At 69.2% G+C, this 18,369-nt stretch carries 20 protein-coding genes and 2 pseudogenes; 12 read left to right on the forward strand and 10 right to left on the reverse strand.

Annotated elements, in window-relative coordinates:
• Window positions 1–60 precede the first annotated feature (60 nt).
• Window positions 61–330 carry a hypothetical protein gene (locus AB0B50_RS20315; RefSeq protein WP_362333361.1) on the forward strand — a complete coding sequence of 90 codons (270 nt, stop codon included), beginning with the start codon at window positions 61–63 and terminating at the stop codon, window positions 328–330.
• Window positions 331–692: 362 nt separating this feature from the next.
• Here the strand turns inward: AB0B50_RS20315 and AB0B50_RS20320 are convergent, their stop codons facing one another.
• The 4 genes from AB0B50_RS20320 to AB0B50_RS20335 all read right to left on the reverse strand — a co-directional run bounded on the left by AB0B50_RS20320 (window position 693) and on the right by AB0B50_RS20335 (window position 3,272).
• A complete protein-coding gene (locus tag AB0B50_RS20320) occupies window positions 693–1,703 on the reverse strand; it encodes an FAD-dependent monooxygenase (RefSeq protein WP_362333364.1) in 1,011 nt (336 codons plus the stop codon).
• A complete protein-coding gene (locus tag AB0B50_RS20325) occupies window positions 1,697–1,888 on the reverse strand; it encodes an FAD-dependent oxidoreductase (RefSeq protein WP_362333367.1) in 192 nt (63 codons plus the stop codon). The genes AB0B50_RS20320 and AB0B50_RS20325 overlap by 7 nt, the downstream gene beginning before the upstream one ends.
• A 48-nt stretch (window positions 1,889–1,936) precedes the next feature.
• A complete protein-coding gene (locus tag AB0B50_RS20330) occupies window positions 1,937–2,728 on the reverse strand; it encodes an AraC family transcriptional regulator (RefSeq protein WP_362333370.1) in 792 nt (263 codons plus the stop codon).
• 82 nt (window positions 2,729–2,810) lie between these two features.
• Window positions 2,811–3,272 carry a MarR family transcriptional regulator gene (locus tag AB0B50_RS20335; RefSeq protein ID WP_362333373.1) on the reverse strand — a complete coding sequence of 154 codons (462 nt, stop codon included), beginning with the start codon at window positions 3,270–3,272 and terminating at the stop codon, window positions 2,811–2,813.
• A gap of 75 nt (window positions 3,273–3,347) precedes the next feature.
• On the opposite strand from AB0B50_RS20335, the gene AB0B50_RS20340 reads away from it, so the two are divergent.
• On the forward strand, window positions 3,348–3,719 hold the full coding sequence (locus tag AB0B50_RS20340) for a VOC family protein (RefSeq protein ID WP_362333376.1): 372 nt from the start codon (window positions 3,348–3,350) through the stop codon (window positions 3,717–3,719).
• Window positions 3,720–4,011: 292 nt separating this feature from the next.
• Here the strand turns inward: AB0B50_RS20340 and AB0B50_RS20345 are convergent, their stop codons facing one another.
• Window positions 4,012–4,569 carry a GNAT family protein gene (locus tag AB0B50_RS20345; RefSeq protein ID WP_362333379.1) on the reverse strand — a complete coding sequence of 186 codons (558 nt, stop codon included), beginning with the start codon at window positions 4,567–4,569 and terminating at the stop codon, window positions 4,012–4,014.
• Window positions 4,570–4,913: 344 nt separating this feature from the next.
• Between AB0B50_RS20345 and AB0B50_RS20350 the strand changes: the two genes are divergently transcribed.
• The 3 genes from AB0B50_RS20350 (at window position 4,914) to AB0B50_RS20360 (ending at window position 8,149) form a co-directional block, all read left to right on the forward strand.
• On the forward strand, window positions 4,914–6,782 hold the full coding sequence (locus AB0B50_RS20350; protein ID WP_362333382.1) for a coagulation factor 5/8 type domain-containing protein: 1,869 nt from the start codon (window positions 4,914–4,916) through the stop codon (window positions 6,780–6,782).
• A 251-nt stretch (window positions 6,783–7,033) separates the two neighbouring features.
• Window positions 7,034–7,549 (forward strand): lytic polysaccharide monooxygenase auxiliary activity family 9 protein, encoded by a 516-nt coding sequence (locus AB0B50_RS20355; protein ID WP_362333385.1) that lies wholly within the window; start codon window positions 7,034–7,036, stop codon window positions 7,547–7,549.
• A gap of 120 nt (window positions 7,550–7,669) precedes the next feature.
• Window positions 7,670–8,149, forward strand: coding sequence for an SRPBCC family protein (locus AB0B50_RS20360; protein WP_362333388.1), 480 nt, complete (start codon window positions 7,670–7,672; stop codon window positions 8,147–8,149).
• A 371-nt stretch (window positions 8,150–8,520) separates the two neighbouring features.
• Here AB0B50_RS20360 and AB0B50_RS20365 read toward each other — a convergent pair whose 3' ends face one another.
• A complete protein-coding gene (locus AB0B50_RS20365; protein WP_362333391.1) occupies window positions 8,521–8,991 on the reverse strand; it encodes a hypothetical protein in 471 nt (156 codons plus the stop codon).
• Between the two features lie 81 nt (window positions 8,992–9,072).
• Window positions 9,073–10,314 (reverse strand): aldo/keto reductase, encoded by a 1,242-nt coding sequence (locus AB0B50_RS20370; protein ID WP_362333393.1) that lies wholly within the window; start codon window positions 10,312–10,314, stop codon window positions 9,073–9,075.
• A 60-nt stretch (window positions 10,315–10,374) separates the two neighbouring features.
• Between AB0B50_RS20370 and AB0B50_RS20375 the strand changes: the two genes are divergently transcribed.
• The 3 genes from AB0B50_RS20375 to AB0B50_RS20385 all read left to right on the forward strand — a co-directional run bounded on the left by AB0B50_RS20375 (window position 10,375) and on the right by AB0B50_RS20385 (window position 13,455).
• Window positions 10,375–10,518 carry a hypothetical protein gene (locus AB0B50_RS20375; protein ID WP_362333979.1) on the forward strand — a complete coding sequence of 48 codons (144 nt, stop codon included), beginning with the start codon at window positions 10,375–10,377 and terminating at the stop codon, window positions 10,516–10,518.
• Between the two features lie 192 nt (window positions 10,519–10,710).
• Window positions 10,711–12,891, forward strand: a complete 2,181-nt coding sequence (locus tag AB0B50_RS20380) for a helix-turn-helix domain-containing protein (protein WP_362333395.1) — start codon at window positions 10,711–10,713, stop codon at window positions 12,889–12,891.
• Between the two features lie 6 nt (window positions 12,892–12,897).
• Window positions 12,898–13,455: an XRE family transcriptional regulator gene (locus tag AB0B50_RS20385; protein WP_362333397.1), complete on the forward strand. Its 558-nt coding sequence runs from the start codon at window positions 12,898–12,900 to the stop codon at window positions 13,453–13,455.
• A 208-nt stretch (window positions 13,456–13,663) separates the two neighbouring features.
• On the opposite strand, the gene AB0B50_RS20390 is transcribed toward AB0B50_RS20385, so the two are convergent.
• Window positions 13,664–14,035, reverse strand: coding sequence for a helix-turn-helix domain-containing protein (locus AB0B50_RS20390; RefSeq protein WP_362333400.1), 372 nt, complete (start codon window positions 14,033–14,035; stop codon window positions 13,664–13,666).
• Window positions 14,036–14,128: 93 nt separating this feature from the next.
• On the opposite strand from AB0B50_RS20390, the gene AB0B50_RS20395 reads away from it, so the two are divergent.
• The gene (locus AB0B50_RS20395) at window positions 14,129–14,977 is read left to right on the forward strand and encodes an NAD(P)H-binding protein (protein WP_362333403.1); all 849 of its coding nucleotides are present in this window, start codon (window positions 14,129–14,131) and stop codon (window positions 14,975–14,977) included.
• Window positions 14,978–15,180: 203 nt separating this feature from the next.
• Here AB0B50_RS20395 and AB0B50_RS20400 read toward each other — a convergent pair.
• Window positions 15,181–15,711: pseudogene (locus tag AB0B50_RS20400) on the reverse strand (dienelactone hydrolase family protein); the annotation flags it as partial.
• A gap of 134 nt (window positions 15,712–15,845) precedes the next feature.
• On the opposite strand from AB0B50_RS20400, the gene AB0B50_RS20405 reads away from it, so the two are divergent.
• Window positions 15,846–16,022 carry a hypothetical protein gene (locus AB0B50_RS20405; RefSeq protein ID WP_362333406.1) on the forward strand — a complete coding sequence of 59 codons (177 nt, stop codon included), beginning with the start codon at window positions 15,846–15,848 and terminating at the stop codon, window positions 16,020–16,022.
• Between the two features lie 132 nt (window positions 16,023–16,154).
• Complete coding sequence (locus AB0B50_RS20410) at window positions 16,155–16,604, forward strand: SRPBCC family protein (RefSeq protein WP_362333409.1); 450 nt, start codon at window positions 16,155–16,157, stop codon at window positions 16,602–16,604.
• On the opposite strand, the pseudogene AB0B50_RS20415 reads toward AB0B50_RS20410, so the two are convergent.
• Window positions 16,598–17,221, reverse strand: a pseudogene (locus AB0B50_RS20415) (HAD-IA family hydrolase). The gene AB0B50_RS20410 and the pseudogene AB0B50_RS20415 sit on opposite strands and share 7 nt — an antisense overlap.
• Window positions 17,222–17,458: 237 nt before the next feature.
• Here AB0B50_RS20415 and AB0B50_RS20420 point away from each other — a divergent pair.
• Window positions 17,459–18,220: a VOC family protein gene (locus AB0B50_RS20420; protein WP_362333412.1), complete on the forward strand. Its 762-nt coding sequence runs from the start codon at window positions 17,459–17,461 to the stop codon at window positions 18,218–18,220.
• Window positions 18,221–18,369: the final 149 nt, after the last annotated feature.

Genomic DNA, 18,369 nt, shown 5'->3' on the forward strand with positions numbered 1-18,369 from the left:
CGGAAAGTCATCGGCCACCTGCGTACGTCGTCCATCGGACCGAGCCGTTACGGTTGCCCCATGCATGTACGGGGAGTGGATCCGCGAGACACCGCCTGGGAGCACGACGAGGCCACCTATCGGGCGTATTTCTGGGACAGGTCGGCGAAGGCGTCGGACGAGTACGAGGTGACGGGCGCAGACGCCGAGGAGGTTCTGGCCTGGGCCCGCGCCAAGGCGGAGGAGACGGGCTCGACCTACACGCTGTATGTGCGCGTCACCGACGAGGGCAGGCCGGGGCTGGTCCGCCTCAGCGGGGTGGCGGGCGACCCGTTCGCTGCGAAGACATAGGTGGCGACCTCCGTGGTGGGAAGAGCTGGTCGGCATCAACAACGTTCTGGCGAACGCTGACCGCGACCAGGTCGAGCGCCGGGAAGGTCCCACTGCCGTGCCTGGAACGACTTCACGGGCGTGGAAACACCTGACTGGATGCGCTGACCCTGTCGGGCCGCTCCGCTCAGGAGAGCCGCGGGCCGATCCAGGGAATCGTGTCCCCAGGACGGTATTGATGACCTCGGCCCCCGACTTCCCCGCTCGGTCGAGCCCTCGCGTATGGAGTTCCTCGCCGAATCCCCGCCCGCGGTGGACATCGAGCACGCGGGCGATCACGGAAGCCGTCCGAGTCTCGGAGGAAACCAGAAACCACACCCGACCTACGCGACCTGCTGATGTGCCGTCAGTGGCTCCAGCATGGCTTCGAGGTTCTTCCGGGCGATCTGCTTGCGGAAGTCACCTTCGTACGTGGCGTCACCGGAGTCGTGCATCATCTGGGTCGTCAGGACCGCGGAAGCCTGGCGCTTCCATATGTGGTTCAGGCAGGTGTCGGAGTAGCTGTCGAGCAGGCTGGAGTCGTGTCCCTCGACCTGCTGGATGATCGCGCGGGCCAGGACGTCGGCGTCGTGGAGGGCGAGGCTCATGCCTTGCGCGCTCATGGGGGAGATGAGGTGGGCCGCGTCCCCGAGGCGGTAGAGCCTGCCGTGACTCATGGGGCTGAACACCACCCCGCGGAGCGGTACGGCCTGCTTGCTCGTGATCGGGCCCTTGGGGGCCACGGACCTGCCGAAGCGCGCCTCCAGTTCCTTCCAGACGCGTTCGTCCGGCCACTGCTCGACGGAGTCGGTGAGCGGGCACTGCAGGTAGAGACGGCTTGCGTTCGGGCCGCGGGTGATCTGTGCGGCGAAGCCGCGGGAGTGCACTGCCAGTACGCCCAGGGGGTTCGCCGGCGCCTCCGTCATCACGGTCAGCCAGGCGTAGCCGAACTCATGGGTGGAGCAGGTGAGGACGTCGTCAGGGATGGCCGTCCGGCTGATGCCGCGGTAGCCGTCGGCCCCGGCGACGACGTCCCAACTGACGGATTGAGCTGAGCCGTTGGCGTCCCGGTAGCGGACCAGCGGGTGGTCGGTGTCGACGCCGTGCAGCGAGACGTCCTCGGCCGCGAAGCGGAGGTCGCCGCCGTCGCGCAGAAAGATCCTGATCAGGTTGCGGACGAGGATCTGCTGCGGGCAGTACGCCCCGTCGCCACCGTCACCGTCATCCGCACCGACCTCGTCGTCGGCCATCCGCCACTGCCTCATCTCTCCGTCGATCAGCAGTGGTATCCCCGTATCCGAGTCCCTGTGGCTGTAGCCCTCCACGGCCTCGCCCACACCCCACTCGTTCAACACGCGTACGCCGCCTGCGTCGAGAGATCCTGCCCTCTGCCGCTGCTCCACGTATTCCCGGCTTCCCGGCTGTGCTTTTCGAGGACGGTGCACCCGACGCCCTTCCGCAAGAGGAAGTTGCCGAGCGCGAGTCCCGCGACTCCGCCTCCGACGATGACGACGGTCGCGTCCTTGCCAGTTTCGATCATGAGTTTTGTCCGGCGCGCGAGGGCGGAATCATCTGGTGCGTGCGGCCGCTACGGCAACGTGGATCTGTTGCGCAGATCGGCCTGATAGCTGCCCGGTGTCTGGCCGACCACGTCGTTGAAGGCGTCGATGAAACTGGACGGGTTTGACCAGCCGCACGCCATCGCGGTGTCGGTGACCGACATGCCGCCCGTCAGATGGGCCAGAGCGTGGTGGATGCGCAAAGTGGTGCGCCACCGGTGGAAGCCCATGCCGAGCTCGGCGTGGAACAGACGGCTCAGGGTGCGCTCGCTGGCTCCCGCGACGCGTCCGAGCTCGGCCAGGGTCGCGGGCCGGGCGGGGTCGGCGTGCAGGAGGTCGGTGACGGCGCGGAGCCGGTCATCGGCCGCCTCGGGCAGGTGCAGGGAGAGTTCGGGGGCGTCGGACAGCTCGTCGATGACGACGGCTAGCAGCCGCTGATGGGCGCCGGGACGGGGCTCGGGCCGGTCGCCGGTCAGGATCAGGACGGCCTCGCGCAGCAGCGGGCTCACCGCGAACACGCTGGGATAGGCGAGGAGTTCGCCGCACAGCTCGACCGGAACGGTCAGCAGGCGCGCGTCGGTGCGGCCGTAGAACCGGTGGGAGTGGGCGAAGCCGGGCGGCGTCCACGTCACGCGGTTGGCCGGGGCGACCCAGGTGCCGCGCTCTGTTGTGGTGGCCAGCGTTCCGGCGGCCGCGTAGACGAGCTGACCCGTGTCGTGGGTGTGGGGTGCCAGCAAGTAGCCGTGCGGCAGCCACCCTGCTCCGCTGGGCGTGCCCTTCGGATCGGAAGGGTCCGGCGAAGGCTGGCGGTCTCTCGGCATCGAGCGCCAGCCTATCGGCGGTGCGAAGGGTGGCCGGTTGGCTGGTGGGCCTACCGCTGGCCTTCGCGGATCACACCTCCGGTCAGTCCTCCAAGGCTTCCGACATGCGTTCAAGATCGGCGACCAGTGCCGCGACGCGCCGCGACGGGATCGCATCGACCATGCGCTGTTCGACCGCGTACACGGCGGTCTGGACTGCCGCGAGGCGTGCCTGGCCCTCGTCGGTGAGGCGGGCGGGCCGGGCCCGGCCGTGATCGGCGGTGGCGGGGCGGGTGATCAGCCCCGTCTCCTGCAGGCCGCGCAGGACGACGTTCCCGGACTGGCGGGTGACGAACGTCGCGCGGGCGAGATCGGCGTTCGACATGCCGGGGTGCTGGGCCAGGAGTTCGAGGGTGGCGTACTGAGGCACGGTCAGCCCGTGCTCGCGCAACACCTTGTCCATGGCGCTGCGGAGAGCGGCCTGGGCGCGTTTGAGCAGATACCCCACGTGGTGGGTGACGTCGTCCGCTGGGCGGAACGGTTCCGTCGGCACACTCTCATTCATGTCAGCATTTTGACATGAGGGGGCGCGGCCCCCTAACCTCCTATGTCAAAGTGCTGACATAGGAGAGGGAAGTTCATGCCTGCCACCATCGATGGCCCCGACTTCGTCGCCCTGCAGGTCCACGACGTGGAGGCCGCGGCGGCCTTCTGCGAGGAGCACCTGGGTCTGCGTCGAGCCGCGGTCTCGCCCCCGCACGCGGTCGTGTTCGACACCGAGCCGACCCCGTTCGCCGTCCGTGCGCTCCTCCCGGGCGTCGACCTCGCCGACGCCGCACGGCCGGGCCTCGGCGTGGTGCTCTGGTTCCGGGCCTCGGACGCCCATCAGCTCCACGACCAGCTGGTCGCCGCCGGTATCAAGATCGTCGAACCCATGGCGGACAGCCCCTTCGGGCCGAAGTTCTCCTTCGAGGGGCCGGAGGGGTACACGCTCACGGCGCACGGAGGCTGATCAAAGCCGCCGCCCTTGCTCACGGCGCACGGAAGCTGATCAAAGCCGCTGCCCTTCTCGTCGGGGCCACCTGGCGCGAAAGGCTGCCGCCGGGGTGCGGGGTGCGGGGTGCGGGGTGCGGGCCACGGGGCACTCATGGATCACGTTCACCGGACAACTGGGCATAGTGGTTGGCCGGTCGGGGATGGAACCGGACCCTACGGAAGGCTCACCCCATGCCCGGACGGCGCGACCGTACGGTGCCATCGGCGGCGTGCCGAGGAGGACCTGGAGGGCTGCGGTGATGGCGAGCTCACGGCTCGCTCACCGCGTGCAGCTGGGCGAACTCGTCGGCGAGCATCCCCATCATGACCAGGTCGTGGTGCCGACCGGCGAAGAACTCGTGATCGCGGAGGCGGCCCTCCTCGGCGAAACCGAGCCGTCGGTGCAGCGCCAGCGATGCCTCGTTGTGCGCGAAGATCCTCGCTTCGCACTTGTGATAGCGCCGCTCGGCGAACATGAAACGCAGCAGCATGACCGCGGCCTCTGCCGCGTAACCCTTGCGCCGATGATCCGCGCCCATTGTGATGCCGTACTCGAACCAGCCCGCGCGCGGATCGGCTTGGTGCGAGCCGATGGCGCCGACAGTTTCGCCGGTGGCGACCGCTTCGATGGCCAACCCGAAGCAGTCGTCATCGGGCTTGGCGGCAGCCTGTTCCTTGGTCATGGTGCGGAAGCTCGCCGCGGAGCGGGGCGGATGCAGCACATCCCCCAGCCGGTCCTCGTCCACGGCGAAGCCCCTGAGTGTGGTCCAGTCCTCGGGCTCGATGCCGCGCAGCCGTATCCGCTTGCCTGTCCAGAACGATGTCATCCAACATTTGATCACGATCCAGCGTTCAGGGGCCCGACAGTCGAGTAGGGGCCGAACCGCAGGCCGTGCTTTATGCGTCGGTTCACTCCGCGCAGCCGGTCGGAGCAAACCCGGCTCAACGCATACAACCCGTGTGTCGTACGGGAGTTGAAGCCGGAGGCGTTGGTTGGAGTCGTACGTGCGCACCCCCTTGACGTCACGTTTCACTGCCGTAACCATCCATCGCGAGAGAGCGCTCTCACGCCATCTGGTGTTCATTGTCTGAACAAGGGAGCGCGGCCCTCCTTGCCGGGAGCACACCCCCCAACCGGCACGAACCACCCCCACACCTCATGGAGTCACACGTGACCACAGAACCTGTCGAGCCCGTCGGCCCCTCCACCCCTCACCTGCACGGAATCCCACGCCGGACAGTGCTGGCGGCCACGGCCGCGGCAGTCCCAACCGCGGGTCTGCTCGCCGCGCCCCAGGCGATCGGTGCCCCGCAGGGGCTGGGGAGCGCGGAGAACGCAGGGAACGCAGGGAACGCGGGCAGCGCGGAGGGCGCGGGGAACGCGGGGATCGAGGCGGCCGCAGCGCCCGACCTCGGCCCAAATGTGCTCGTCTTCGACCCGTCAACGCCCGGTATCCAGGCCACACTTGACGACATCTTCAGAAAGCAGGAATCGGCCCAGTTCGGCACCGGCCGCTACGCGCTGCTGTTCAAGCCCGGCACCTACAACGGCCTCAACGCCCAACTCGGCTTCTACACCTCCATCATGGGCCTGGGCCTCTCGCCCGACGACACCCACTTCAACGGCGACGTGACCGTGGACGCCGGATGGTTCAACGGCAACGCCACCCAGAACTTCTGGCGCTCCGCCGAGAACCTCTCCCTCAAACCCGTCAACGGCACCAACCGCTTCGCCGTCTCCCAGGCCGCGCCGTTCCGCCGTATGCACGTACGAGGCAACCTCAACCTGGCCCCGGACGGTTACGGCTGGGCGAGCGGCGGCTACATCGCCGACAGCCGCATCGACGGCACCGTCCAGCCCTACTCCCAGCAGCAGTGGTACACCCGCGACAGTTCCATCGGCGGCTGGCTCAACGGCGTGTGGAACATGGTGTTCTCCGGCGTCGAGGGAGCCCCCGCGCAGTCCTTCCCCGACCCGCCCTACACGACGCTGGACACGACCCCCGTCTCGCGCGAGAAGCCCTTCCTCTACCTGGACGGCGCGGAGTACAAGGTCTTCCTGCCGGCGCTGCGCACCGCGGCCCGCGGCACCAGCTGGGCCGGGGGCACTCCCCGAGGTGAGTCGCTGCCGCTGAGCGCGTTCCACATCGCCAAGGAGGGCGACACCGCAGTCTCCCTCAACTCGGCGCTCAAGGAAGGAAAGAACCTGCTGCTCACCCCGGGCATCTACCACGTCGACCGGCCCGTGGAGGTCACCCGCGCGGGCACCGTCGTCCTCGGTCTCGGCTACGCCACCCTCGTGCCCGACGGCGGCGTGACCGCCATGAAGATCGGCGACGTCGACGGCGTACGCCTGGCCGGTGTTCTCGTCGACGCGGGCAGGGACAACTCCGCCGTGCTCCTGGAAGTGGGTCCCGAGGGGGCGTCCGCGGGGCACGCCGACAACCCCGTCACGCTGCAGGACGTATTCATCCGCATCGGCGGCGTGGGCGCGGGCAAGGCCACCACCAGCATGGTCGTCAACAGCCGGCATACCATCGTCGACCACACCTGGGTCTGGCGCGCCGACCACGGAGACGGCGTCGGCTGGGAGACCAACCGCGCCGACTACGGCGTGGTGGTCAACGGCGACGACGTCCTGGCCACCGGGCTGTTCGTGGAACACTTCAACAAGTACGACGTGCAGTGGAAGGGCGAGCGCGGCCGCACGATCTTCTTCCAGAACGAGAAGGCGTACGACGCCCCGAACCAGGCCGCCATCCAGAACGGGAATCTGCGGGGCTTCGCCGCCTACAAGGTCGCCGACTCCGTGACCAGTCACGAGGGTTGGGGACTTGGTTCGTACTGCTACTACAACGTGGACCCCACCATCATCCAGGAGCACGGCTTCGCCGCTCCGAACAAGCCGGGCGTGAAGTTCCACCACCTGCTGGTCGTCTCCCTCGGCGGCAAGGGCCAGTACGCGCACGTCGTCAACTCCACCGGCAGCCCCACCTCCGGAACCGACACCAAGCCCTCCACCGTGGTGGAGTACCCCTGACCGTTCCGAGCGGGTCCCTGCCTTGACCCCGCGAAGGAACACCCCGCAAGAGACCAGAAGCACCGAGGTGTGGCCGGAAACCAGCCTTGACCGGGACTCGCCGAAGTCTATGGTCTGGACTAATCGGTGGTCGCACGCATCTGGCCTCCGCTCGGCCCCGCCGACCACAACGCTTCACCCCTACCTCGCACCCCCACGAGAGCTCTTCACGCCGCACACCCCCATGAAGCAATGCCGTGAAGGAGTCATGCATGGACAAGAAGCGGAAGACAGCCGCCGCGATCGGGGCCGGCCTCGCACCGGTCCTCGCCCTCACGCTGCCGACCGGCTCGGCCAGCGCGCACGGCTACGTCAACGCACCGGCGAGCCGTCAGGCGCAGTGCGCCGCCAGGACGGTGCCGTGCGGCGACATCAAGTACGAACCGCAGAGCGTCGAGGGCCCCAAGGGTCTGCGCAACTGTCACGGCGGCAACGCCAGGTTCGCGGAGCTCAACGACGACAGCAAGGGCTGGAAGGTCAGCGACGTCAGCAGGACGCAGACCTTCACCTGGACGTTCACGGCGCGGCACCGCACCGCGAATTACGAGTACTTCGTCGACGGCACGAAGGTGGCCACCATCGACGGCAACAACCAGCAGCCCCCGTCGACCGTCACGCACCAGGTCAACCTCGGCAATTTCACCGGCAGGCACAAGGTCCTGGCGGTGTGGAACATCGGTGACACGGCCAACGCCTTTTACGCGTGCATCGACGTCAACATCCGCTGAGGAGACGGGGGTGACGGACCGTCATCGGTAGGTCCGCACGGAGCAGGACCTGGAGTGCGCCCGGGTCCTGTTCCGGCCGGGCGGAAGGCTCAGTCGGAACCTCGCTCCTAGAATCGGCCCATGGGTGGACCCACAGGCAGAACGGACCGCGTCGGCTGGCTGATCGCGGCATCACCGGCAGCCGTCTACGGCGCCCTCCTCGACCGCGACGCCCTGGAGGCCTGGCTGCCGCCGGACGGCATGCGCGGACGGGTCGAACGGTGGGATCCCCGGCCGGGCGGCGGGTTCCGCATGGTGCTCACCTATCTGGACCCCACCGACAACCCCGGCAAGACGTCGGAGGCGACGGATGCCGTCGATGTCGGGTTCGCCGACCTGGTGCCGTCCGAGCGAGTGGTCCAGCGGGCGGTGTTCGAGGCCGACGATCCGGCGTACGCAGGCACCATGACGATGACCTGGGACCTGGCGGCTGCCGGCGACGGCACAGAGGTGACCGTGACCGCCACGGATGTGCCGCCCGGGATCGATCAAGCGGCCCATGAAGAGGGGATCGCCTCCTCGCTGGCGAACTTGGCAGCGTACGTCGAAGCGGCGGTCTGATTCAGCCGCACGGCGTGACGTGCCCAAGGCTCCCGTGACGGCGTCCCCGAGGGCGAGCGGGGCGGTGACCTGCCGACGGCTCACGCACGGTTGGTGGAGAGCCCTGACCGGGCGATCCGCGAACAGGCCGCCGCCCGCTGGCTCGCACGGGAAGACGCGGCCATCGCGAACGACCCCATCGGCGCGTGGAGCGGTGAGGCATACCGCCGGGCAGTCGGGGCTCTGGAGTCTTCGGCGACCTGGTCGCTCGCGCCTGGCTGACGGAGCGCGCGGGGACTATGACGTCGACCGAGGCGGGGGGGGGAGAGGGGGAGGAGGACAGGCGGGTCCGGGCGAGGGGCGTTCTCGGATGAGGGTCGGGACAGGCGGTCTCAGCGGGGCGCGACGGGTTCCGTCTCTGTCCGTCGTCGTCTGGGCCACATGTCGTCGTACGCCGCGTCCATGAAGTGAACCTGCGCCGCGCGCACGGCGGAAGGCTCGGACATCTCGCCTCGGGCTGCTGCGGCCAGGCTGAGCGCGTAACGGTAGGTGGCGCCCCGCAGAGGTTCGGTTCTGGCGGCCAGGTCGATTTCGGCCTGGGCGAGCCAGAGGTCGTAGAGGAGTTGACCGAGCGCGGGGTCGGCGATGGTGCTGCCGCTGTCCGAGACTGCGCGTGCCGCCTTGTCCACCTGCAAGGCGATGCCGATGAACTTCAGTACCGCATCCTTGAGTTGGGCCCGGTGAGCCGCCGTCTCCTGGACTTCGAACTGTCGGGCGCTCGCGCGCGACACGAGGTACTGGCCCAGCAACGACCCACCGGCGCCGAGCGTGACTCCGGCGAGAGACAGCAGCGCAGGCCCCAAGGTTCCCCAAGATCCCATAGGGGGAGTCTCTCAGCAGCAGTATCTGTGCGGCCGCCGGGCCAGACGCGGCTGACCATACGTTCACGGTGCGGTGTCGGTCGGGGCGCGTTCGTCCAGCAGGTCCTCTTCGCGCAGGTCGGACCAGAGCTGTGCCGGAATGCGTACGTCGAAGGCGTCGAGGTTGCGTCGTACCTCCTCCGTGGTTCTCATGCCGACCACGATTCCGGCGACGACGGGGTGCAACAGCGGGAAAGCCATGGCTGCCTGAGGGACCGTCACGCCATGTGCCTCGCACACATCCGCGATCTGGTGCGCCCGCTTCAGCAGCTCCGGTGCGGCGGGGGCGTAGTCGAAACGGGCTCCCGGCGCCGGTCGGTCGGTGGCCAGCAGGCCGGAGTTGAAGACCGAGGCGGCCAGGATCGAGACACCGCGTTCCGCGCAGGCGGGCAGGAGTTCGTCGAGGGCGCTGTGGTCCAACAGGGTGTAGCGGCCGGACAGCATCACCACGTCCGCGTCGGTCTCCCGCACCAGGCGGGTCAGCTTGCCCGGGTGGTACATTCCCGCACCGACGGCACCGACCACGCCCTGGGCGCGCAGCTCGGCCAGGGCCGGGTAGCCGTCGCGGAGCGCGGCCTCGAAGCGTTCCTCGGCGTCATGCAGGTACAGCACGTCGATGCGGTCGGTGCCCAGGCGGGTCAGTGAGTCCTCGACGCTGCGCAGGATGCCGTCTCGGGAGAAGTCCCACACCCGGCGGTGGGTGGCCGGTACGGCGAACGCCGATCTCATCGCGGAGCACGGCGGCCCGAGGGCTTGCTTCGTCTCCGAACCTGTCGAGCAGTGGTCGGACCGTCTGCGCAGCCAGGGCGCGTCGGACGGTGCGGTGCGCCGGGCGGTGGAGTCCATGGAGGCGATGCGAAGTGGTGCGTACGCACCGGTCCATGACGATGTGCATCGCATGCTGGGCCGCGCGCCACGGGAGCTGGCAAATCCGTCCTGGCTTGTGAAGAAGTTCTGCATGTAGCCGGTGGGCTGCAGCATCGCCCACCGCAGGCCGGAGGCCTTGAGGTGCTGTTCGATCTCCCAGTGCGCGCGCACGGAGAGCTTCGCGTCTTCACGGGGCAGCCATGGCGATACCTTCACCACCTGCGCGACTCCGGCGGCCCGTGCCGCGTCGATGGCGGCGGTCCGCTGACGCGCCATCGGCTGTTGCCCGGCCACGGGGAGCGCGCCGCCGCTGTTGAGCAGCAGCCGGTCCACGCCGTTGAGGGCCGCGGCCACGGACGCCGGCTCGTCGAGGCCGGCGACCACGAAGTCGCAGCCCAACTCCCTGCTCTGGGCTGCATCCCGTACGAGAGCCCGAAAGGGCGCGTCACCCGACGAGATATGGACGCCGTTGCCGACCGCTTCAGCGAGGAGCAACTGGGCGGGATCACGCTGGAGATCGCGCTGACCAACTTCTTCAACCAGATCAACCGGATCAACCGGATCAACCGTACGATCCGGGAGCAGGCGGGCAAGGCCTGGTGAGCCGGGTGGGGCGTCATCCGTCGGGGCCGTGCCTGCCTGAGGTCAAAGGGTGACGCCTCATCCGCCGGATCGGAGCGTGTCGCGAGCCGCGACAAGCGATCTGCACGACAAGCGATCTGCGAGCGATTGACGTGCGTGTCGCGCGCGAATTGAGGTGCGATCTATGTAGGGTGAGGCCTGGAGGTGAGGTCTGTGCCCGCTGAGGATCAGCTGTTCAGTGCGGTGGACGCGCTGCTGGAGCAGGCTGCTCAGGACGGTCTCCCGGTGCCCGCCGAGCGCAAGCGGTTGCGCGAGGCCGCCGGGCTGAGCCAGGAGCAGGTCGCCCAGGCCATGAACACCCGCCGTGAAGCGGTAGGGAATTGGGAATCCGGCAGGACCGAGCCGCGACCACCGAAGCGCGCCGCATACGCCCGGCTCCTCGAAGGGCTCGCGGCCCGCTTCCCTGCCCCCGCTGCCTCTTCGGCGAACGATGCTCCTGCGGCCTCGGGCGGCGCGGTGCGTCCGGCGTCAACTGCCGGGCCGGCCGCGCCCCCCCGACACCCGGCGGCGAAGAACACGGCGCGGAAGCCGGCGACAAGGGCGGCGAAGAAGCCGACCGCTGCGACCGCCCGGACCACCCAGCCCGCTCCGGTCGCGGACCCGCGTTTCGAGAACGGCCCCCTCGCGGTGGTCGACGTCGATCCCGACAGCGGTCAGGTCCTGGCGTACTGCGTCGGCGGTCTGGTTCTGGACGTGCCCGCCAAGTCGCTGCCGTCCCTGGTCGAATGGACGCTGAGCGAGGCGAAGCTCGGCCAGGCCCGCCTGCACCGCAACGGCCGCGACGCCGACCCCGTCCTCGTCCTCACCCCGGCCGCCCTGGAGCGCTACGGCCTGCCCGCCGCCCTGGCCGACGACGAGCAGCGCGCCGGACGCCTCGCGGACAGCCACAAGGTGGTCAAGCAGCTCGCCAGGGCTGAATGGAAGCTCACCCAGCGCGGATTCGGGCCGTGGGCGCGCATCTACCGCCCGGCCGAGGGCGCCAAGCGCAACTGCGTCCAGCTGTGCATCCCGCCGTGGAACGCCCTGGACGTACGCGAGTGGGACAAGAAGGACGACCCGCAGCTGCCCGGGATGCACCCGGCCGACCTCGCCCGCTACTTGGGGGCGTACGCCCAGCGGGTGATGACGCCGCGCGGCACCGCGGCGGTCACCGGCCTGGAGCTGATGACGGCGCTGCGTCCGCCGACCCGCGCGGCCAAGAACGAGGCGACCGGGGAGTTCGAGCGGGCGTTCAACGCCGACGCGCTCACCGCGGTGTACGACGTGGTGGAGTGCGAGGTCCCGGACGAACACCCCTTGCTGAAGGGGAAGTTCGCGCGCCACCACCTGCGTACTCCGGCCGAGATGCTGATGGAGGAGCCCTACGACTGGTGCCGCCCGCTGACCGACGAGGAGTGCATGAACCCGTTCCTGGTCGCGGTGGACATCAACATGTCGTTCGCCGCGGCCGCGAACGGGCTCACGGTCGGCCTTGACGGGCCCACCCACCTGACGGGCGGCCCGGCCTTCGACCCGTCGCTGCCCGGCTCGTGGCTGGTCGACCTCTCGCACGTGGACCTGTCCCGCGTGGACATGGGCGGTCGCACGGTCGACGGCGACCGGCTGCCGTCGCCGTTCACGCCGAAGGGGGAGAGGCCCGCCGGGCCGGCCTGGTACGCCACCCCGACCGTCGCCTACGCGGTGGAGCTGGGCTTCGAGGTCGCGCCCCTGGAGGCGTTCGTGCGGACGCGGTCCGGCCGCTACCTGGACGGCTGGTACAAGCGGCTGCGCGACGCGTACATGGAGACGATGGCCGATCTCGGCGTCACCACCGACCTGGGTGGGCCCGAGTTCCTGGAGGCGATGGCCCGCTCCAAGCAGGTGGACCCGACCATGGCGCTGCTGGTGGGCGCGATCAAGTCGACCGCGAAGGGCGGCATCGGCAAGCTGCGCCAGCGCAACCGGGGTCAAGTGCCGTACTACGAGCCGTGGCCGGCGCTCGCGCGGGAGACGTGGCGCCCCGACATCCGGGCCGCCGTCCTGGCCAACCAGCGCATCGGTCTGCACCGCAAGCTGATGAAGACCGCCGCGGCGGCCGACCTGTACCCGGTCGCGATCGGCACCGACGCCATCGTCTACCCCGCGCCAGGACCGTCCCCGCTGGACGTCCTGCCGTTCACACCCGAGGGCAAGCCGGTGCCGGGTACGTTCCGGCTCGGTGTCTCGCCGGGGATGGTCAAACATCAGGGCACGCAGACCGTGCTGTGGGCGGAGGAACAGTTCGAGGAGGCGGGCAGCGTCTTCAACGTCGCCAACCTGATCAAGACCGACCCGGCGGCCGGGGAAGGGGAGTAGCAGGCCATGGTGGACTCGCTCGGGGACAGCCTGGACCGCGCTCTGGAAGGGGCGTTCACCCGGCCCCTCCCCAAGAGCGCCCAGGCGCAGATGAAGTACCTGGTCAAGCAACTCAAGGGCACCAGGGCCGCAGCCCAGGCGCTCGGGATCTCACAGCGCACGGTCGAGCGGTACGTGGCGGGCAGGTTGAAGCGGCCCCGGCGCGGCCTGCGCGAGCGGCTGGAGGACGAGGTCAAGAAGCGGTGGCAGCCGCAGGTCCGGGCGAAGGCCAAGAAGAAGGCGGCCTCCACGGACGGCCTGGTCGTCTCCACACGGGCCCGGTTCGGGTTCACCGCCGCCCCGGGCACCACCGACGACGCCCGCATCCGCGACATCACCCAGGCCCTGCCGCCCGAGTGGGCCGGCCGCCTGTTCACCGCCCGCGACCAGGGCGCCACCGAGCAGCAGCTCCAGCGCATCGCCGCGGAGGGCCTCGCGGAGATGTACTTCCGCGCCAACAACACCCGGGCGCATGGCCTGGGGGTGGAGTTCACCGACGTGGAGCGGATCGACTTCGAGCTGTAGGCGGCTCCTCCGCCGAGGCATACGACGCGCGCGGGGAAGCGGAACTGCACCCCGGTGAGGTCCGCTGGATGAAGGACCGGAACTCCCCGCCGGTACGTAGGGCACAAGACCGCCGAGCGGATCCTCGACGCCGTGCCGGTTACTGACGACTGTCGACGCAGGCCGCCAAGCCGCGCTGGATTCGCCTTCGAGGCCGACCGCTACCGCACTATTCCTCGTTGCGCGGTGGCAGCCGCTGGGTGATCCGGTCGAACAAGTCCGTCAGCGGCTCGCCGATGTCCTGGCCGAACTCGGTCAGGCCGTAGGTGACTTGGGGTGGCGTCGTCGGCTCGACCTCCCGCCGGACCAGGCCGTCCTGGACCAGCGCGCGCAAGGTCTGGGCGAGCATCTTCTCACTGATGCCCTGGATGCTGTCGCGCAGCTCGTAGAACCGAAGGTCGTTGCTCCGCAAGGAGATCAGCACCCAGATGCCCCACCTGCTGGTCACGTGGTCGACCACGTCACGTGCGGGGCAGTCGGTGTGAAACACCTCATACCGAGTGCCCGCCTCTGCCTGCGTCAGCTGCGCGCCTTCCCCCATGTCCGGAGCTTACCTCTGGGTATGTTCTTACGAAAAGTAAGTCTCCGCTCCTAGCGTCAACTTCCGCAGTGCACAACGGACTAGGAGCTGAACATGATCGTGGTGACCGGGGCTACCGGGAACGTGGGGCGGCCTTTGACGCAGGCCCTGTCCGAGGCGGGCGAGCAGGTGACGGCGGTGTCGCGGCACGCGGCGGCGGTGCCGGACGGCGTCCGGCATGTGGCGGCCGACCTGGGTGACGTGACCGAGCTGATAGGCCTCGCGCCCGCCTTGGACGGGGCGAAGGCGCTGTTCCTCCTGCTCTCCGGCGACCTGCACGCCCCCGAAGCCAGACCGGCCGACATCATCGACCTGGCCGCGGCCAGTGGTGTCCGCCGGGTCGTCCTGCTGTCCTCTCAGGGCGTGGCGACCCGACCGCTCGGCCCGACGCGGGTCGCGATGCGCGCGTTGGAGGACGCGTTGCGGGAGTCCGGCCTGGACTGGGCCGTCCTGCGGCCGGGCGGCTTCGCCTCCAACGCCCTGGCCTGGGCGGAGTCCGTCCGTACGCAAGGGACGGTCGCCGCGCCCTTCGGTGACGTCGGAGTGCCGGTCATCGACCCGGCGGACATCGCCGAGGTCGCGGCGGCCTGCCTGCTGGACGACCGGCACAACGGCGGGGTGTACGAGCTGACCGGACCGGAGGTGATCACACCACGTCAGCAGGTGGAGGCGATCGCCTCCGCGCTCGGCTCGCCGGTGCGGTTCCACGAACTCACCCGCGACGAGGCAAAGGCAACGATGACCCCGTTCGTGCCGGCGGAACTCGCCGACGACACCCTGGACATCATCTCCGCCCCGAACCCGGCAGAACTGCGGATCAGCCCGGACGTGGAACGCGTCCTCGGCCGTGCCCCGCGCCCCTTCAACGACTGGGTCGCCCGCAACGTCGCCGCTTTCCGCTGAGGCGCAACTCAACTGAAGCGTCCGGGTAGGTGCCTCGTGCGGCAGCGGCCCCGCTCGCCAGCACGGTTGCAGTCTCCGCCTCCGCCTCCGCCTCCGCCTCCGCCTCCGCCTCCGCCTCCGCCTCCGCCTCCGCCTCCGCCTCCGCCTCCGCCTCCGCCTCCGGCTTCGGCAGACGCGCGCCTGGTCAACCGGTCGCCGCACACCTACCGCGAGCCGAGGAACTCGATCGTCCGCTGGGTCAGGAGCTCGGCGGCGTTCGGGTCGTGGGACGGCAGCGAAGGGTCCGCGAACAGGTGCTGGTCTCCGGGGTACAGGAACATCTCCGCGTCGGTGCAGTCGGAGAGGAGCGCGCGGGCGGCGTCGATGTCCTCGGCGAAGAACGGATCGGCTTCCTTCGCATGCACCTGTACCGGCACATCGTCAGGCCATGCCGCACCGAACTCCGACACGGGGATGCAGGCATGGAACAGGAGCGCGCCCCGCGCACCCGCCCGCGTCTGCGCCAGCTTCTGGGCGGGCAGCACACCGAGCGAGAAGCCGGCGTAAACGACGTCCTGCGGCAGGAGTTCGGCCGCGCGGACACCGCGCTCGGTGAGCTCGCCGAAGCCGAGCTGCTCGACGTGGCCGAGGCCCTCCTCGAAGGAGTCGAAGATGCGTCCGTCGAAGAGATCGGGCGTGTGGACGGTGTGGCCGACCGCGCGGAGTTCGTCGGCGAAAGCGGCGACTCCGCGGGTATCTTCCGCGTCGGCACGGTCAGTTCCAGTGACGGGGCCGGGGTGCCCCGTACTGCAACAACGATCTCGCCACGGCCGCGGCCGAGTCGGCGTCCGCACACCAGGCGGATCAACTCTCCTCGATCGTGCGACATGTGAGGATCCCCCGGGAGCAGGCCCGTGAGTTCTGGACGCGGGTCCTGGAGCTCGCCAACGACTATGCGCAACTGCCCCGTGGAGGCGAAGTGGTGTACGGCTTCGTGGCCGGGCTCTACCCGACCGACCATCCGGCGCTGCCGGAGGCCGAACCTGCCGCAACCGACGCGGACTGACCCGTACCGCCGATCAGGCGCCTTGCGGGAACCGCAAGTTCCCGTGCCACGGCGTGGAGGGCCTGGCAAGACTGAGCGCATTACCGGCACCACCGCGCGGACCTTCTCATCCACTCACGGGAGCCCTCCACCATGCACACATACGACGTCACGGTGACGACCAGCGCCTCGCCGGAAACCGTCTGGAAGCTGTTGGTCGACGCCGCGAGCTGGCCCCTGTGGTCCAAGGTGGACAGTCTGGACACGACCCGGTCGGTCGACCTCGACCCCGGCGGCGACGACGGCGTCGGTGCCGTCCGGGCTTTCCGGACGGGGCGTGTCGTGACCGGCGAGCGGCTGACCGAGAAGGTCGAGCCACGCCTCCTGGCCTACGAAGACGCGTTCATTTCGTCGATGCGCAACTATCAGGCGCGCATCGAGCTGACGCCAACAGCGAGCTCAGGCACGGTCATTCACTGGTACGGCGAGTACGAGACGAGCTGGCTGATGGGCTGGTACATGCCGCGCTACCTCCAGAAGTTCATGCAGGGCATGGCGGAAGGGCTGGCCCGCTACGCCGAGGAGGACAAGCCGGTTCAGTGATGCCCACGTAGTAGCGAGCGTTCACTCGGGGCACCCCCGAGCATCGCGGTGCACCGCGATGCACCACGATGCATCGCCCAGGAGTCTTCCCCGAGGAGAGTCGGATGCTTGCGCATATCGTCGAAGACCGTGGTGTCCGGTCCTTCGAGCCATTGTGCGGGTGTGAGTCCGCCGGTGTATCCCAGTGCACGCATGCCGGCCGCGCGGGCTGCCCGGATCCCGTACTTGCTGTCCTCGACGACGATGCAGGCCGACGGGTGGATCCCGGTGCGGCCCAGGATGTGGCCATCGTTTCGTGGCTGCCGCCCGAGGTGACGCGGCTGGGAAGTGCGAGGGCGTCGAGGACCTCGAAGATGCCGTCGACCGGGGTGAGTTCGGCACCGACGGCCGCACGGTGGAGTTCCGCGAATCTCTCCAGCCAGAGCGCGGCCCGACCCGGACCCAAGCGGGTGGCGATCTGCTCACCACTGGAGACGATCGACCGACCGATGAACTTGTCGATCACCTCGGCTTCGACCAGCGGCCAGCCCAACTCGGCGCCCACGGCGGCATGGACGCGCACGGCGATGTGTTCGCTGTCGATGAGTACGCCGTCGCAGTCGGACGACGAGTTCTATCGGAGTTGATCATCCGGACATGGCAGGGCGGGGTGTCCCAGTTCCCGGCAAGACTTCATGCCGCGTACACATCGGCCCCTCTGATCCATCTGATCCAAGCGGGAATGCTGATCCAAGCGAGACTGCTGATCAAAAAAAGGGGGGACTGCCTGGTTGAGCACTGCCCGGTCAGCGAGTTGATCTCTGTTTGGCCACGGTTCGGGTGTCGTTGCTGAGCGGGTGCATATGATCACCGGCATGGCACTGCGACCGGTAAACGTGAACATCAAGGCTTTGGACGAGGCGGCGGTGGGTCGGTTCTGGGCGGAGGCGCTCGGCTGGGGTGTTTCCAGTGAGGGCCCCGGCGTGACCAACGTCGAACCCGGCGGCGGATTCGTCTGGCCGGACGCGGTCGCCGTCTGCGTCGACGTGGTGAAGGTCCCGGAACCCAAGACCGCGACGAAGAACCGAGTGCACATCGATCTCGCCACCAACTCCCCGGCGCACCAGGCGGAGTTGGTCGCACGGCTCAAGGATCTCGGCGCGACGCCCGTCGACGTGGGCCAGGGCGACGTGCCGTGGACGGTCCACGCCGACCCGGAGGGCAACGAGTTCTGCGTCCTGGAGCCCCGGGAGATCTACCGGGACACCGGGCCGGTGGCCGCGGTGGTGGTCGACTGCGAGGATCCGCGGGCCATGGCCCGGTTCTGGGACGAGGCGGTGGACTGGACCCTGCACGAGGTGACCGACGATCGTGCGGTGCTGCGCTCCGCCCAGGAGGTCGGCCCGTATCTCGAGTTCCTCCGCACGCCGGGCGCGAAGACCGTGCCGGACCGCGTTCATGTCGACCTGCTGCCGTACCCCGGTGAGGATCTGGAGGCGGAGGTGGCCCGGCTGCGCGGCCTCGGCGCCACCGACCTCGACCTCGGCCAGGGCGACGTCCCGTGGCGGTGTCTGGCCGACCCGGAGGGCCACGAGTTCTGTGTCCTCGCACCGCGCCCCGAGGCGAAGCCTGAATGACACCCCGGCACCGTGCCGAGTGAGCCCTGCCTGCTCATGCGCCACGACGGGACCATGAGGGAGCGTGACGTGGCGACGTGGCAGTGACGGGGCCACGGCGGAGCCGTGAGGGGTCAGCACGCGCACGTGGGCGTGCTGACCCTGGGGCG

This window comes from Streptomyces sp. NPDC041068 (assembly GCF_040647455.1).
Lineage (GTDB): Bacteria > Actinomycetota > Actinomycetes > Streptomycetales > Streptomycetaceae > Streptomyces.